Consider the following 14,462-nt stretch of genomic DNA (forward strand, 5'->3'; position numbering starts at 1 on the left):
ATCACGGTTTGCCGCGTTGCGAACGCAGGTGTTCCGCGATGGGTGAGAGGGCCTGGCGCATGCTTCCCAGCTCCTGTGCGGAGATGAGGTCCACGAAGTGCTTGCGGACGGACGCCACGTGGTGCGGGGCGACCTTCCGCATGGTCTCCATGCCGTGGTCGGTGAGCACGGTGTAGAGGCCCCGGCGGTCCGACTCGCAGTTCTCGCGGCGGACGAGCCCGGCGTTCTCCATGCGGGTGATCTGGTGCGAGAGCCGGCTCTTGGACTGCAGCGTCGCGGCCGCGAGGTCGCTCATCCGCATCCGTAGATCCTCGGCCTCGGAGAGGTTCACCAGAATCTCGTAGTCGTTCATCGTCAGGCCGAAGGGCTGGAGATCCTTCTCCAGCTGGTAGTTGAGCAGTCTGTTGACCTCCAGGTGGGTGCGCCAGGCGCACTGCTCCTCGTCGGTCAGCCACGGCGTGGCCGTCTCGGTCTCCATGAAATCGATTCTACCTAAGAAGTTGAAAGGCGAACGAAAGTGGGGGGTGACACTGGTGACACCGGTGGCACCGCGCGGGATAAAGGGTCACGCGTTCGATGTCACACTCCGCAGACTACCGCTCACAGCCCGAAGCGACGCTGGAGGTCCCCGAGCTGTCCGGGAAGGCGCGGTGCCGGTGGCTGACCCGTGGACGCCCCGGGACCGCCGCCCGGCACCCCCGCCTGGTGAGGCACGTCACCCGTCGCCTGCTCGGGCATCAACGACTCGCTGGATTGCAGAAGCACCGTACCCGCACCCACGAACTCGAACTGGTGCTCCTCGCCGGAGACCCCGCCGATGCCCGTCATCGCACGTAGACCGCCGATCACGCCCGTCAGATAGCCGTGGTCGTAGTGGTGGCACGGCGACGGGCAGTCCGCCCAGCCGACGAGCGCCTGCGGATCGACCCGGATCGGCGGCTCCATGAACACAACCGGACCGTTTGATGCCGCGACGAATTTGCCGGTGCCAATGAGTGTGAGGAAGCCGGGAACGATGGATTGCTTCAGCGCGAGAGTTGGCTGAAAAGCGAGCAGGTTGCCCGCGCGGATCGTCAGGTTTCCGTCATCGAGGTCGTACGAGTTCACATCGAAGGCCCGGTCCGCGAGGAGCATCTTGCCGGTGCCCTCCGCGACCACCCAGTCGCTCGCGTGCAGCGGCGAGTGGAAGGACGTACGGACGAGGCGGTCGAGCCGGCCGTGCCCGATGCCGTTGAAGTCCATCCGCCCGTAGTAGGCGATCATCTTCCCCTTCTGCAGGAACCACTGGCTGCCGCGCAGCTCCACGCAGAAGGTGTACGCGTTCACGTTGTCGTCGACCGGCAGGGTCGCCGGGTCGTACATCACCGGGCCGCTCACAGCTTCTCCTCCGACGCCTGGACGTACACCGCACCGCTCCCGCTCAGCTCCAGCTGGAACGCCTCACCGCTGCCGCGCCCCACCATGTCCCGCCAACCGAGCGCCGTGGACAGCTTGTTGCGTACGTCGCCGTGGTGCGCGACGTACGCCTGCGGGTCGACGTGCACCGCGCGGCCCGGAGTGATCGGCACCTCGATGACGCCGCCGTGCGCCATCACGGCCACCGCGCCGTGCCCCTTGAGCGTCGTCGTGAACAGCCCTTGCCCGGTCACCTGGCCGCGCACCATGCCCATCACGCCGCCCTGCGAGCCCATGAACATCGTCCCCTGCTGAAGCGCCCCGTCGAAGGCGAGCAGCCGGTCCGCCTCCACGTACAGGGTGTCGCCGGACAGTGTGATCACCTGCACGTGGTGGCCGCCGTGCCCGAACAGGACCGTGCCGCTGCCCTCGACGGTCATCAGCGGCGTCGCCTCGTTCGCGACCCGCCGCCCGATCATCGACATCAACCCCCCTTGTCCGCCTTGCGTATTGGGGGTGAAGGAGACGTCTCCCTTGTAGGCGAGCATCGCCCCGCGCTGGCTGTAGAGCCGCTGCCCGGGCACGACGGTCGCCTCGACCATCTTCGAATTGATCTCGCGGAACGCTGCCATGGCGGTCATCACACGTCCCCCGCGATCGTGTTGCGCTCACTGGGCTGTACGTAGACGAGCCCGTCGCCCTCGAAGTGGATCTGGAAGGCCTCGCCGCCGCCCTCCCCGAACAACGTACGGAAGGTCACACCGGACTGGAACGACTGCCGCAGGTTCCCCTGGTGCGCGATGTACGCGCCGGGGTCGACGGTCAGCGGGTAGTCGCGGCTGACCCGGAGGACCACGGCCGGGCCCTCGCTCATGATCGCCGCCTGCCCGTGCCCCTCGACGGTCGTCGTGAACAGGCCGTTGCCCTGGGAGGCGCCGCGGGTGCCGGTGAAGGAGGTGCCGGTGCGCAGTCCTGAGTCCGTGCACAGCAGGTTGCTGGACTCGACGTACAGCTTGTCGCCCTGGAGCCCGACCAGGTTGATCTCGCTCGCCCGGTCCGCGAACCAGCAGGTGCCCTCGCCCTTCACCTCCATCACCGTCAGCTGCTCGCCGGTGATGCGGCGGGTCACCATCCCGCGTATCCCCTCGCCGCCCCCGCTCAGCTTCTTGAACGCCATCCGGCCGTCGTAGGCGACCATCGAGCCGTTCTTCGCCTTCACGCTGTCGCCGGTCATGTCGACGGCCAGCACTTTGCTGCCCTGCAGTCGGAACGTAGCCACGAGGTGAAGGTAGCGGGCGAGGTGAGCCCGCCGACAGGCCCCCATCGGCGCGATGCCACAATGGGGAAACGCTTGTGCGCACATTCACAAGATCAACGTCCGTTCGCCCCACTGAGCCGAAGGTGCACCGTGGACCTCAAGACCGCCTCCGCCCTCCGACGCCTCCGCCTGGTCTCCGCCCCGGAGGCCGTCTCCTTCCTCCTGCTGCTGATCTGCTCCGTCCTGAAGCGGACGACGGACTTCAACGCGGTGCCCGTGATGGGCATGATCCACGGCGTTCTCTTCGTCCTGTACGTGATCTTCTGGCTCGACGCCTGGAACAAGGCGAAGTGGAGCTTCGGCACCGCCGCCCTCTACTTCGTCCTCTCGGTCCTGCCCACCGGCGGCTTCTTCGCCGAGCGCAAGCTCAAGCGCGAGGGCGAGGCCGCCGTGATCGCGACCCGCGCCCGCCGGGAGGGCGTGGTCGGCGCATGATCGTCGCCTTCTCCGTGACCCCGCTCGGGGTCGGCGAGGACGTGGGGGAGTACGTCGCCGACGCCGTCCGCGTGGTCCGCGAATCCGGCCTCCCGAACCACACCGACGCCATGTTCACCTCCGTGGAAGGCGAGTGGGACGAGGTGATGGCCGTGGTCAAGCGCGCCGTCGCCGTCGTCGAGGAGCGCGCGCCGCGCGTCTCCGTCGTGATGAAGGCCGACATCCGGCCGGGTGTGACGGACGGTCTGACGTCGAAGGTCGAGACGGTGGAGCGCCACCTCTCCGAGTAGCCGCCGTACCTCACTCGTACGCGCTCTTCTGGTCGACACGCCCGGGAAAGTCCCCTTTTGTTGGGGTACCGAGACGGTCGATCACCAGATCCTGGAGGGCGCTGTGCGGCCTGACGAGGGCTACGACTACGACACCTACAGCAGGCTCGCCGGGCCGCTCACCGAGCCGCCCGGCGACCGCGCTTACCGGGTGCGGTACACCTCGCTTCTGTCGAACGAGCCGCACCGAATACGTGCCGTCCTTCTGATGACGCTCGCGCCCCTGCTCACCGGGGCGCTCCTCGTGTACCTGGTGTGGCCCACCCACTGGGTGGAACGCGAGGGCGGGGACCGCTGGATGGTCTCGCTCGACATCGTGATGCTGCTCGCGATCGGGCTCATCGAGCTGTTCATGCTCGTCAACGTCATATCCATCGCCCACGCCACGATGGTGGCCAGGGACCCGGTCCCCGTCCGGCCAGAGCCCGGCACCCGCGTCGCGTTCCTCACGACGTACGTCCCCGGCAAGGAACCCCTGTCGATGGTGCGCGCCACCCTCGAAGGCGCCGTGCGCGTCACCCACGACGGGCCGCTCGACGTCTGGCTCCTCGACGAGGGCGACGACCCCGACGCGAAGGCCCTGTGCGCCGCGCTCGGCGTCCGCCACTTCACCCGCAGGGACATCCCGGAGTGGAACCAGGCGAAGGGTCCCCACAAGTCCCGTACCAAGCACGGCAATTACAACGCCTGGCTCGCCGCGCACGGCGCCGATTACGAGTTCTTCGCCTCCGTCGACACCGACCATGTGCCGCACCCCGAGTTCCTGGAGCGGATGCTCGGCTACTTCCGCGACCCGGACGTCGCGTTCGTCGTCGGACCGCAGGTCTACGGAAATTACGACTCCCCGGTCACCAAGGCCGCCGAATCCCAGCAGTTCCTCTTCCACGCGCTGATCCAGCGCGCCGGGAACCGCTACCGCGCCCCCATGTTCGTCGGCACCAACAACGTCGTACGGATCTCCGCCCTGAAGCAGATCGGCGGGCTCGTCGACTCCATCACCGAGGACATGGCGACCGGGTTCGAGATCCACCGCCACCGCAACCCCGACACCCACAAGCGCTGGCGCTCCGTCTACACGCCCGATGTGCTCGCGGTCGGCGAGGGCCCCGCCTCCTGGACGGACTTCTTCACCCAGCAGACCCGCTGGTCGCGCGGCACGTACGAGACGCTGTTCCGGCAGTTCTGGAAGGCGCCGTCGTCGATGCCGCCGGGCCGCCTCTTCTCGTACTCGATGATGCTCGTCTACTACCCGATGACGGCCGTCAACTGGCTGCTGGGCGTGCTGAGTTGCGTACTGTTCCTGTGGTTCGGGGCCAGTGGCACGCAGGTGTCCGCGTCCGTGTGGCTGATGCTCTACAGCGACGCCGCCGCCCTCCAGATCGGGCTCTACCTCTGGAACCGGCGGCACAACGTCTCGCCGCACGAACCCGAGGGCTCCGGCGGCCTCGCCGGCATGGCGATGTCGGCGATCTCCGCGCCCATCTACCTGAAGTCGCTCGGCGCGGCCCTCCTCGGCCGCCCCAGCCGCTTCGTCGTCACCCCGAAGGGCGGCGACGCCAGCGCCGACCGGCCGCTGACCTTCCGTATCCATCTGTTCTGGGCGGGCGTGCTCGCCATGTCGCTGGTGGCGTCCGTCGTCCTCGACCACACCCACGTCGCCATGCGCACCTGGGCGGTGCTCGCCCTGGCGATCGCGCTCGCGCCGCCCGTCGTCTGGTACGTCACTCAGCGCCGCGCCGCCGCGGCGGCCACGGCGGCGGCCCGGGCGCAGATCGAGCCGGGCATCACTGCGCGGCCGGTCTCCAGTACGACGACCTCAGGAGGGAACTGACCCATGGCCCTGGCCTACAGACCGTCCCGCCGGACGAAGAAGACCGTCCTCGGGGCGGGCGGCGTCGCCCTTCTCGTCGGCCTGAACGCCCCGGCCGCCTGGACCTTCGCCACCGAGCGGTACGAGGACTGGAAGATCGCCCAGCCCGGCTACAAGGCCAAGTACGGCTCCTGGTCGCAGGTCGACATCCCGCGGGAGTACCGCACCAACGCCATCCACGCCGCGCTCCTGCACACCGGCAAGGTCCTCATCGTGGCGGGCTCCGGCAACGAGCAGAAGAAATTCGACGCCGGCTCCTTCGACACCGTCCTGTGGGACCCGAAGGCCAACACCTTCGAGAAGATCCCCACCCCCGCCGACTTCTTCTGCGGCGGCCACGCCCAACTCCCCGGCGGGCGGCTCCTGGTGGCGGGCGGCACCGCCCGCTACGAACGGCTCGACGGCGAGGTCGAGAAGGCCGGCGGCGGCATGCGCGTCAAGAACGAGAGCCCCGACAAGGCGGTGCACCTGAAGAAGGGCACCAGGTTCCGCTCCCCGTCGGGCGTCGAGTACGTATCGAAGTTCGACGTCACCGTGCCGAAGGCCGAGCGCACCTTCGACAAGAAGCGGAACGCGGCCGGCGCCGTGCGGCCCTGGAAGACAAAGGTCGAGGCGAGCGAGGCCCGCGTCTTCGTCGAGGCCGCGGGACAGGGCAGGCGGTACGTCACCGACGAGCACGCCCAGTACGAGATCGAGGGCCTGCGCGGCAAGGACGCCGACAACACGTACGGCCTCTCCGAGAAGATCACCACGGAGAAGCAGGACTTCCAGGGCATCAAGGAGGCGTACGAGTTCGACCCCGTCGCCGAGCGGTACGTGCCGGTCGACCCGATGGAGAAGGCCCGCTGGTACCCGACGCTCGTCGGCCTTGAGGACGGCAAGGTCCTCGCGGTCTCCGGACTCGACGACGTCGGCATGATCGACCCCGGCGACAACGAGATCTACGACCCGGAGACCAAGAAGTGGTCGATGGGCCCGAAGCGCTACTTCCCGACCTACCCGGCCCTCTTCCTCACCAAGGGCGGCAAGCTCTTCTACCCGGCCTCGAACGCCGGTTACGGCCCCGCCGACAAGGGGCGTGTCCCCGGGCTGTGGGACCTGAAGACGAACAAGTTCGAGAAGGTCCCCGGCCTGACGGACACGGACCAGACGGAGACGTCCGCCTCGCTGCTGCTGCCGCCCGCGCAGGACCAGCGGTTCATGATCCTTGGAGGCGGTGGCGTCGGCGAGTCGAAGAAGTCGACGGCGCGCACGGCGGTGGTGGACCTGAAGGAGAAGAGCCCTTCATTTGAGGACGGTCCCCAACTCCCGCAGGGAACCCGCTACTTGAACTCCGTCATCCTGCCGGACGACTCCGTCTTCACGACCAACGGCTCGTCCGACTACCGCGGCCGCAGCGCCAGCAACATCCTCAAGGCGCAGTTCTACGACCCGAAGGCGAACGCCTTCCAGGAGGCGGCGGCCCCCAAGGTCGGCCGCAACTACCACTCCGAGGCGCTGCTGCTGCCCGACGGCCGCGTCGTCAGCTTCGGCTCCGACCCGCTCTACGACAACCAGCAGAACACCAAGCTCGGCCACTTCGAGCAGCGCATGGAGATCTACACGCCGCCCGCGCTGCACCGGGGCGGCGACCGGCGGCCCGTGCTCGGCGCGGGGCCGAAGGAACTGCCGGAGAGCGGTGCGGCCACCTTCCGTACGAAGGACGCCGACGGGATCGTGAAGGCGCGGCTCATGCGGCCGTCCGCCGTGACGCACACGACGGACGTGGAGCAGCGGTCGATCGCGCTGGACGTGAAGAAGTCCAAGGGGGCGGTGTCGGTGACGGTCCCGAAGGACAAGTCCTTGGTGCCGCCGGGGTGGTACATGCTGTTCGTGTCGGACGCGGATGGGGTGTCGTCGGAGGCGGAGTGGGTGCATGTCGAGTAGCGCCTGGGGAGTGGTGGTTGCGGTCCCGGGGCGCTGCCCCGGACCCCGCTCCTCAATCGCCGGAGGGGCTGGATTTGGCGAGCCCGAGCGCATAGTCCGCCCACCACGTCCCCGCTGACGGCCCCCCTCGGCACGCCCCGTCAGACTCCCCTGGCCGCTTCACCCACAGCTTCGCGTCGAGGAGGGCGTCACCCGTCCTCGTGGTCGGGGCGGAGCCCAGCGCGCGGCCGGGCGGGTTGCACCAGGCGTCGCCCTGGCCGTCGCCGTAGGGGCCCGCGCCGTTGCGGCTCGTGTCGACGACGAAGTGGGCGCCGCCGAGGAGTTCGGACAGGCGGCGGCCGTACGCCGAACTGTCCTTGTCCGTCTGGAAGTTGGCGACGTTCAGGGAGAAGCCGTCGGCCTTGGCGACGCCGGCCCGGCGCAGCGGTTCCACGAGCTTGTTCGCGTCGGGGATCCAGGCCGGGTTCCCGGCGTCGATGTACACCTTTGTGTTCGGCTGCCGCTTCAGGCGGTCGACCGCCGACGACATCAACGTATAGCGCTCGTCCTCGTACTGGGTGGGGGAGCAGCCGCTGACGATGTGCGCGATCGCGTCCGGTTCGAGGACGACGAGGGCCTTCGCGTCGCCGATGCCGGAGGCGAACGCGTCGATCCACTGGTGGTAGAAGTCCGCGCTGTGCGCCCCGCCCGCCGAGTGCTGGCCGCAGTCGCGGTGCGGGATGTTGTACGCGACGAGGACCAGCGTCCTGTCCGCCTTCTTGGCCTGCGCCGCGGCCTCGGCGATGGGCGGCTTCGGGTAGTCGCCCGGCGCCCACATCGCCTGCGGGTGCGCCGCGATGCGCTCGATCAGGGCGGCGTCGGAGCCGCGGCCCTCGCCCTTCCACTTCGCGACCTGGTCGGCGGCGTCCGAGTCCGGGTCGACCCAGAACGGGGACGAGTCCTTGGCCTCGGCCTTGGCCTTGTCGGACGGGGCGCTCTGCCGTGCGGGTTCGGCGGCGGAGTCGCGGCCGCCGCCGGTGCTGCCCGAGCCGGCGCCGCCGTCGGAGCAGCCGACGGTGAACGCGGAGAGGAGGAGCGCGGCGGCGGCCACCGCGAGCGCGCGGGTGGAGGTGCGGGCGGGTGTGCGGACGGACGGGACGGGCATCCTGCCCCCTGGTTCGGAACGTGCGAAACCTTGTTAATCGGGTCAATACCGGGCAATCGTTACACAGGGTTGCCGTTTCGCCGCGCATTAGCCCCCGGCCCATCCCGTCCCGGCCCACTCCGCCCCTTTACGCTCCCTGATCACCCGTCACGAGCGCGCTGCCCAGCGGCGTCTGCGCGTACAGCACCTGATGGCCGTGGCGCCGCGACGTCAGCAGGCCCGCCGCGCGCAGCGCCGCCAGGTGCGCAGAGACGGACGACGGCGCGCGGCCGAGGCGGTGCGCGAGCGCGCTGGTCGACGCCGGTTCGGAGAGCGCGCACAGCACGTCGGCGCGGCCCCGGCCGAGCAGCTTCGCCAGCGCGTCGGGCGGCCTCGCGGGCGGCGCGGACCACAGCGCGCCGACGCCCCGCGCCGGGTACGCGACGGTGGGCTGCCACGGCGGTTCGAAGCCGCTCACCACGTCAGGCCAGCAGAAGACGCTGGGGAGGAGGACCAGGCCCCGGCCGTCGAGGTCCCGGCTGTGCTCGCTCGCGCGGGCGGTGAGGGTGAGCGTGCCGGGCTCCCAGTCGACCCGCGGATGCAACTCCTTGAGCAGCCCTTCGAGGCCGACCTCGGCGAGGCGCCGCGAGTGGTGCGCCACGTCCGCTTCGAGCAGCGCGCGCAGCCGCGGCCACTCGGGCTCGACCAGGACCTGCCATGCGCGCTCCACGAGGTCCGCCAACTCCCTTACGGCGCGGGCCGGTTCGGCGAGCAGGGCGCGCCCGAGCGGCGAGCCGGCGGCACCCGGCGTACAGGCCAGCGACTGGGTGATGCCGCGCAGCGCCTCGTCCGGCGCCGTCGCCCGCAGCGCGGCGATCTCCTCGTCGAACGTCGCCGCGGGCCCGATCGGCGGCGGCCCGAGGAAGTCCGGGCTGTGCCCGCGCCGCGGCATCAACAGCCACACCGGCGCCAGGTCGAGCCCCTCGGCGGCGGCGCGGACCCGGCGCAGCCACGGCAGGTGATACCCGTGCCGGTCCGGCCGCTTGAGCGTACGGATCGCCTCCTGCGTCTCCCACAGCGGCGAGACCGCGAACCGGCAGCGCAGCAGGTCCTCCCGCCCGAACCGCAGGTGCAACGGCATCCCGCCACCCCTCCCGGGCCGCAACATTCGCCGGACGCCGAAACACTACGACCGCCGCGCGGCGGGCGGCAGCCTGCGCCCATGCCCAACAAGAAACCCGCCGCCGCACCCGCCCGGGAGGAGCTCGTCGGGGAGGCCCCCGCCCCCGCCCCCGCGTCCGCGGCCTCGCCCGCCCGGGAGGTTCCCGCCGCCGCGCCCGCCGGGGAGAACCCCGCCGGAGAGGTCCTCGCCCGGAAGGACCCCGCCCGGGGCCAACGGCCCGGCTACACCCGGCTCTTCCGGATCGCCGAGTTCCGCGCCGTCTTCACCGCCCACGCCGCCTCCCTCTTCGGCGTCGTCGTCGCGGAGATCTCGCTCACCGTCCTCGTGTACGGGCTGACCGGGTCGCCGCTGCTGAGCGCGCTCACCTTCACCCTCGGCTTCCTGCCGTACCTCGTCGGCGGGACGCTGCTGTCCGGGATCGCCGACCGGTTCCCGCCCCGGCGCGTCCTCGTGGCCTGCGACCTCGTGTGCGCCGGATGTGCCGCGCTGATGGCGCTCCCGGCCACCCCCGTCGGCGCGCTGCTCGCGCTGCGCTGCGTCATCGCGCTCGTCTCCCCGGTGTTCAACGGCACCCGCATGGCCACGCTCACCGACGTGCTCGGCGACGGCGACCTCTTCGTGCTCGGCCGCTCGCTGCTGCGCATCGTGTCGCAGAGCGCGCTCCTCGTCGGCTTCGGCCTCGGCGGCGTACTGCTCACGGTCGTCTCCCCGCGCGGCGCGCTCGCCATCACCGTCGTCACCTTCCTCTGCTCGGCGACCCTGCTGCGCCTCGGCACGAAGGCACGCCCCGCGCGCGAACGCCTCACCGGCGGAGAAGGAGAGGGCACGCTACTGCGGTACTCGCTCGCAGGCGCCCGCGACGTCCTCCGGCACCGCCGCATCCGCGCCCTGCTGCTCCTCCTCTGGGTGCCGCCCATGTTCGTCATCGCGCCGGAGGCGCTCGCGGCGGCGTACGCGGACGAGATCGGGGCGGGCTCGGCGGCCGTCGGACTTCTGATGTGCTCGATGGCCGTCGGCACCGTCGCGAGCGAACTCGCCGCGGGCTCCCTGCTCTCGCCCGCCGCCCGCTCCCGTATCGCGCTGCCCCTCGCCTCGGCGACCCTGCTGCCCCTGATCGGCTACGCGGCGGTGCCCGGCGTCCCCTGGGCGGTCGCGCTCCTGCTGCTCGCCGGGGCCTGCTCCGCGTACACGCTCGGGCTCGACCGCTGGTTCGTGGACGCGCTGCCCGAGGAGTTGCGCGGCCGGGCCATGACGCTGCACAACGCGGGGCTGATGACGATCCAGGGCGTCGGCACGGCGCTCGCCGGAGCCGCCGCCGAAGTGTTCGACGTGTCCACCGTGGTGGCGGGCGCGGGGCTCGTCGGCGGGGTGTGCTGCACGGCGCTCGCCCTCGAAGTGCGGGCGAGCGGACGGGTTCGGGAAGCGGGCGGCGGCCCAAAGGACGAGACGGGGCTGACCGCCATATGACCGCCCGGTAAGGTCGGGGGCGTGCCGAAGCCCCTCTCTCTCGCCTTCGATCCGATCGCCCGCGCCGACGAACTCTGGAAGCAGCGCTGGGGGTCCGTGCCGTCCATGGCCGCGATCACCTCGATCATGCGCGCCCACCAGATCCTGCTCGCCGAGGTCGACGCGGTCGTCAAGCCGTACGGGCTCACCTTCGCGCGCTACGAGGCGCTGGTGCTGCTCACCTTCTCCAAGGCGGGCGAGCTGCCCATGTCGAAGATCGGCGAGCGGCTCATGGTGCACCCCACGTCCGTGACGAACACGGTCGACCGGCTCGTGAAGTCCGGCCTCGTCGACAAGCGCCCCAACCCCAACGACGGGCGCGGCACGCTCGCCACCATCACCGAGAAGGGCCGCGAGGCCGTCGACGCCGCCACCCGCGACCTCATGGCGATGGACTTCGGGCTCGGGGTGTACGACGCCGAGGAGTGCGGCGAGATCTTCGCGATGCTGCGTCCCTTGCGGGTGGCGGCCCGTGATTTCGACGAGGAGTGAGGCGAGCCTCGGACGCCGGGCGGTGGGCTGTACTGCTTGAAGGTGATCCCGTTCGCGTTGTGCGCCTATGAGGCGTATGTGCGCATTTTGCCGTGGAATGCTGCCGAACGATCGCCGAACCGGTGATCAGTAGTCACCTTCTTCGACGGCAGGGGAACTCGCCTTGTTCACAGTCCGCAACGCCGCCCGGGATGTCCTGTCCGCCGGGGGCACGGCACTGCTGGCCGCATCCTTGACCCTGAGCGGGGCCGGCGCGGCGCAGGCCAGCGCCACCGGGACCACCCCGATCGACAGCTTCACCTACTGGTTGCAGGGGGCCACGGTGAAGGTTCCCGTCGGCTGTTTCCTGACCCACACCATCAAGGGCTCGGGGAGGAAGATCACGGATGAGTTCGCGGGGGCGGACTGCGTCGGGCCGGCGGTCACGTTCACGAAGTTCTGCAACTGGCGGATCGACTTCACCTACGCGGACACGAGCAACAAGACGTACCGGACCTCGCGCGGCAGGACGCACACGGAGTGCAAGGGCGATCCGCTGCGGAAGACGGCGCCACAGACCTTGCCGAAGTACGGCAAGGCCTGTGCGCGGCTCTACGTCAATGGCGCGCTGCGCGCGACGCAGTGCCACTCCATCGTGAAGTGAAGTGGCCTCCGAAGTGGCCTCCGAAGTGGCCTCCGGTGCGGTGATCAGGCCGCGGCGGGGCTGGTCCCGGTCTTGTCCTTCGCGATGAGGGGCTCGACCTCTCGGGTCACCTTGCGCTCGACGAAGAAGGCGGCGGTCGGGACCGTCCCGGCGAGCAGCACCCAGGCCAGCCGACCGAGCGACATCTTCGCCTTCGTGCCCACGTCGAAGGCGAACACCAGGTAGATGACGTACAGCCACCCATGGGCGATGCCGATGACGGAGACGAAGCCGTCGAACCCGTCCAGGTGCAGCAGCCGCTTGCCGATCACGCCGACCGTCAGAACGATCAGCAGGACCGCGGTGACGTAGGCCATGACCCGGTATCGGGTGAGGACGCTCTTCTTCATGGCATCGAGCGTAACGGGTTGTCTGTTCTGTCCCGGAGCGGGGCTCCCCGGCCGGGACGCGCGGGCGGGGAGGGCTCGGGCTCTCGACATTTACTAGGACGTCCAAGTAAATTTGGAGCATGGGAAGCAAGGACGCTGACGCCATGTCCACCGCCGGAGACGATGTCGTCGAGGAGGGCCGCCGCCGCTGGCAGGCCCGCTACGACAAGGCCCGCAAGCGGGACGCGGACTTCACGACACTCTCCGGGGACCCGGTCGACCCGGTGTACGGGCCGCGGCCCGGCGACACGTACGAGGGCTTCGAGCGGATCGGGTGGCCGGGCGAGTACCCGTTCACGCGCGGCCTGTACCCGACCGGGTACCGGGGCAGGACCTGGACCATCCGCCAGTTCGCGGGCTTCGGCAACGCCGAGCAGACGAACGAGCGCTACAAGATGATCCTCCGCAACGGCGGCGGGGGTCTGTCGGTCGCCTTCGACATGCCTACGTTGATGGGGCGGGACTCCGACGACCCGCGCTCGCTCGGCGAGGTCGGGCACTGCGGCGTGGCCATCGACTCGGCGGCCGACATGGAGGTCCTGTTCAAGGACATCCCGCTGGGCGACGTCACGACGTCGATGACGATCAGCGGCCCGGCGGTCCCGGTGTTCTGCATGTACTTGGTGGCGGCGGAACGCCAGGGAGTCGACCCGTCGGTCCTGAACGGCACCCTCCAGACCGACATCTTCAAGGAGTACATCGCGCAGAAGGAGTGGCTCTTCCAGCCCGAGCCGCATCTGCGCCTGATCGGCGACCTGATGGAGCACTGCGCGTCCGCCATCCCCGCGTACAAGCCGCTCTCGGTCTCCGGCTACCACATCCGCGAGGCGGGCTCGACGGCCGCGCAGGAGCTGGCGTACACGCTGGCGGACGGATTCGGGTACGTGGAACTGGGGTTGAGCCGCGGGCTCGACGTCGACGTCTTCGCGCCGGGGCTCTCCTTCTTCTTCGACGCGCACGTGGACTTCTTCGAGGAGATCGCCAAGTTCCGCGCGGCGCGCAGGATCTGGGCCCGCTGGATGCGCGATGTGTACGGGGCGACCAGCGACAAGGCCCAGTGGTTGCGCTTCCACACCCAGACCGCCGGGGTCTCGCTGACGGCTCAGCAGCCGTACAACAACGTCGTACGGACGGCGGTCGAGGCGCTCGCGGCGGTGCTGGGCGGGACGAACTCCCTGCATACGAACGCCCTCGACGAGACCCTCGCGCTGCCGAGCGAGCAGGCGGCGGAGATCGCGCTGCGCACGCAGCAGGTGCTGATGGAGGAGACCGGCGTCGGCAACGTCGCGGACCCGCTGGGCGGTTCCTGGTACATCGAGCAGCTCACGGACCGCATCGAGGCCGACGCCGAGAAGATCTTCGACCAGATCAAGGAGCGCGGCCTGCGGGCGCACCCGGACGGGCAGCACCCGATCGGGCCGATCACGTCCGGCATCCTGCGCGGCATCGAGGACGGGTGGTTCACCGGGGAGATCGCCGAGTCGGCGTTCCGGTACCAACAGGCCCTGGAGAAGGGCGACAAGCGGGTCGTCGGCGTGAACGCGGCGACCGGGTCCGTCACCGGTGACCTGGAGATCCTGCGGGTCAGCCACGAGGTCGAGCGGGAGCAGGTACGGGTGCTCGGCGGCCGGAAGGCGGCGCGGGACGAGGCGGGTGTGCGGGCCGCGCTCGACCGGATGCTGGTCGCCGCGCGCGACGGCTCCAACATGATCGCCCCGATGCTCGACGCGGCGCGGGCGGAGGCGACGCTGGGGGAGATCTGCGGGGTGCTCCGCGAGGAGTGGGGCGTGTACACGGAGCCGCCGGGGTTCTGA

At 70.1% G+C, this 14,462-nt stretch carries 15 protein-coding genes; 8 read left to right on the forward strand and 7 right to left on the reverse strand.

Annotated elements, in window-relative coordinates:
• Position 1 precedes the first annotated feature (1 nt).
• The 4 genes from RBJ65_RS05905 to RBJ65_RS05920 form a co-directional block, all read right to left on the reverse strand.
• On the reverse strand, positions 2-478 hold the full coding sequence (locus RBJ65_RS05905) for a MarR family winged helix-turn-helix transcriptional regulator (protein WP_306321810.1): 477 nt from the start codon (positions 476-478) through the stop codon (positions 2-4).
• 122 nt (positions 479-600) lie between these two features.
• Positions 601-1,362: an AIM24 family protein gene (locus RBJ65_RS05910; protein ID WP_306321902.1), complete on the reverse strand. Its 762-nt coding sequence runs from the start codon at positions 1,360-1,362 to the stop codon at positions 601-603.
• A gap of 11 nt (positions 1,363-1,373) precedes the next feature.
• Entirely contained in the window at positions 1,374-2,027 is a 654-nt protein-coding gene (locus RBJ65_RS05915; protein WP_306321901.1) for an AIM24 family protein, read from the reverse strand.
• 8 nt (positions 2,028-2,035) lie between these two features.
• Entirely contained in the window at positions 2,036-2,674 is a 639-nt protein-coding gene (locus RBJ65_RS05920) for an AIM24 family protein (protein ID WP_372341380.1), read from the reverse strand.
• Positions 2,675-2,803: 129 nt separating this feature from the next.
• Here RBJ65_RS05920 and RBJ65_RS05925 point away from each other — a divergent pair, with 129 nt between their 5' ends.
• From RBJ65_RS05925 to RBJ65_RS05940, 4 genes are all read left to right on the forward strand, one after another.
• Positions 2,804-3,148, forward strand: a complete 345-nt coding sequence (locus RBJ65_RS05925; RefSeq protein WP_306321808.1) for a DUF3817 domain-containing protein — start codon at positions 2,804-2,806, stop codon at positions 3,146-3,148.
• Positions 3,145-3,438 (forward strand): MTH1187 family thiamine-binding protein, encoded by a 294-nt coding sequence (locus RBJ65_RS05930; protein WP_306321807.1) that lies wholly within the window; start codon positions 3,145-3,147, stop codon positions 3,436-3,438. The genes RBJ65_RS05925 and RBJ65_RS05930 overlap by 4 nt, the downstream gene beginning before the upstream one ends.
• 103 nt (positions 3,439-3,541) lie before the next feature.
• On the forward strand, positions 3,542-5,308 hold the full coding sequence (locus RBJ65_RS05935; protein ID WP_306321806.1) for a cellulose synthase catalytic subunit: 1,767 nt from the start codon (positions 3,542-3,544) through the stop codon (positions 5,306-5,308).
• 9 nt (positions 5,309-5,317) lie between these two features.
• On the forward strand, positions 5,318-7,273 hold the full coding sequence (locus RBJ65_RS05940) for a kelch motif-containing protein (protein WP_306321900.1): 1,956 nt from the start codon (positions 5,318-5,320) through the stop codon (positions 7,271-7,273).
• A 52-nt stretch (positions 7,274-7,325) separates the two neighbouring features.
• On the opposite strand, the gene RBJ65_RS05945 is transcribed toward RBJ65_RS05940, so the two are convergent.
• Together RBJ65_RS05945 and RBJ65_RS05950 are read right to left on the reverse strand one after the other, a co-directional pair.
• Positions 7,326-8,417: a glycoside hydrolase family 6 protein gene (locus RBJ65_RS05945; protein WP_306321805.1), complete on the reverse strand. Its 1,092-nt coding sequence runs from the start codon at positions 8,415-8,417 to the stop codon at positions 7,326-7,328.
• Positions 8,418-8,544: 127 nt separating this feature from the next.
• A complete protein-coding gene (locus tag RBJ65_RS05950) occupies positions 8,545-9,537 on the reverse strand; it encodes a DUF5937 family protein (protein ID WP_306321804.1) in 993 nt (330 codons plus the stop codon).
• An 81-nt stretch (positions 9,538-9,618) separates the two neighbouring features.
• Here RBJ65_RS05950 and RBJ65_RS05955 point away from each other — a divergent pair, with 81 nt between their 5' ends.
• The 3 genes from RBJ65_RS05955 to RBJ65_RS05965 all read left to right on the forward strand — a co-directional run bounded on the left by RBJ65_RS05955 (position 9,619) and on the right by RBJ65_RS05965 (position 12,220).
• Positions 9,619-11,046, forward strand: a complete 1,428-nt coding sequence (locus RBJ65_RS05955) for an MFS transporter (RefSeq protein WP_306321803.1) — start codon at positions 9,619-9,621, stop codon at positions 11,044-11,046.
• Between the two features lie 21 nt (positions 11,047-11,067).
• The gene (locus tag RBJ65_RS05960; protein ID WP_306321802.1) at positions 11,068-11,577 is read left to right on the forward strand and encodes a MarR family winged helix-turn-helix transcriptional regulator; all 510 of its coding nucleotides are present in this window, start codon (positions 11,068-11,070) and stop codon (positions 11,575-11,577) included.
• A gap of 163 nt (positions 11,578-11,740) precedes the next feature.
• Positions 11,741-12,220 (forward strand): hypothetical protein, encoded by a 480-nt coding sequence (locus tag RBJ65_RS05965; RefSeq protein WP_306321801.1) that lies wholly within the window; start codon positions 11,741-11,743, stop codon positions 12,218-12,220.
• 44 nt (positions 12,221-12,264) lie between these two features.
• Here the strand turns inward: RBJ65_RS05965 and RBJ65_RS05970 are convergent, their stop codons facing one another.
• Positions 12,265-12,609, reverse strand: coding sequence for a DUF3817 domain-containing protein (locus tag RBJ65_RS05970; RefSeq protein WP_306321800.1), 345 nt, complete (start codon positions 12,607-12,609; stop codon positions 12,265-12,267).
• A gap of 143 nt (positions 12,610-12,752) precedes the next feature.
• Here RBJ65_RS05970 and RBJ65_RS05975 point away from each other — a divergent pair, with 143 nt between their 5' ends.
• A complete protein-coding gene (locus RBJ65_RS05975) occupies positions 12,753-14,462 on the forward strand; it encodes a methylmalonyl-CoA mutase (RefSeq protein WP_306321899.1) in 1,710 nt (569 codons plus the stop codon).

The sequence above is a fragment of the Streptomyces sp. KL109B genome, from assembly GCF_030766935.1.
Taxonomy (GTDB): domain Bacteria; phylum Actinomycetota; class Actinomycetes; order Streptomycetales; family Streptomycetaceae; genus Streptomyces.

Bases quoted from the DNA above. Each gene is read 5' to 3' on its own strand.
- RBJ65_RS05955 (WP_306321803.1), top strand. From the start codon at position 9,619: ATGCCCAACAAGAAACCCGCCGCCGCACCCGCCCGGGAGGAGCTCGTC.
- RBJ65_RS05910 (WP_306321902.1), bottom strand. From the start codon at position 1,362: ATGTACGACCCGGCGACCCTGCCGGTCGACGACAACGTGAACGCGTAC.
- RBJ65_RS05975 (WP_306321899.1), top strand. From the start codon at position 12,753: ATGTCCACCGCCGGAGACGATGTCGTCGAGGAGGGCCGCCGCCGCTGG.
- RBJ65_RS05950 (WP_306321804.1), bottom strand. From the start codon at position 9,537: ATGCCGTTGCACCTGCGGTTCGGGCGGGAGGACCTGCTGCGCTGCCGG.
- RBJ65_RS05945 (WP_306321805.1), bottom strand. From the start codon at position 8,417: ATGCCCGTCCCGTCCGTCCGCACACCCGCCCGCACCTCCACCCGCGCG.
- RBJ65_RS05970 (WP_306321800.1), bottom strand. From the start codon at position 12,609: ATGAAGAAGAGCGTCCTCACCCGATACCGGGTCATGGCCTACGTCACC.
- RBJ65_RS05915 (WP_306321901.1), bottom strand. From the start codon at position 2,027: ATGGCAGCGTTCCGCGAGATCAATTCGAAGATGGTCGAGGCGACCGTC.
- RBJ65_RS05930 (WP_306321807.1), top strand. From the start codon at position 3,145: ATGATCGTCGCCTTCTCCGTGACCCCGCTCGGGGTCGGCGAGGACGTG.
- RBJ65_RS05905 (WP_306321810.1), bottom strand. From the start codon at position 478: ATGGAGACCGAGACGGCCACGCCGTGGCTGACCGACGAGGAGCAGTGC.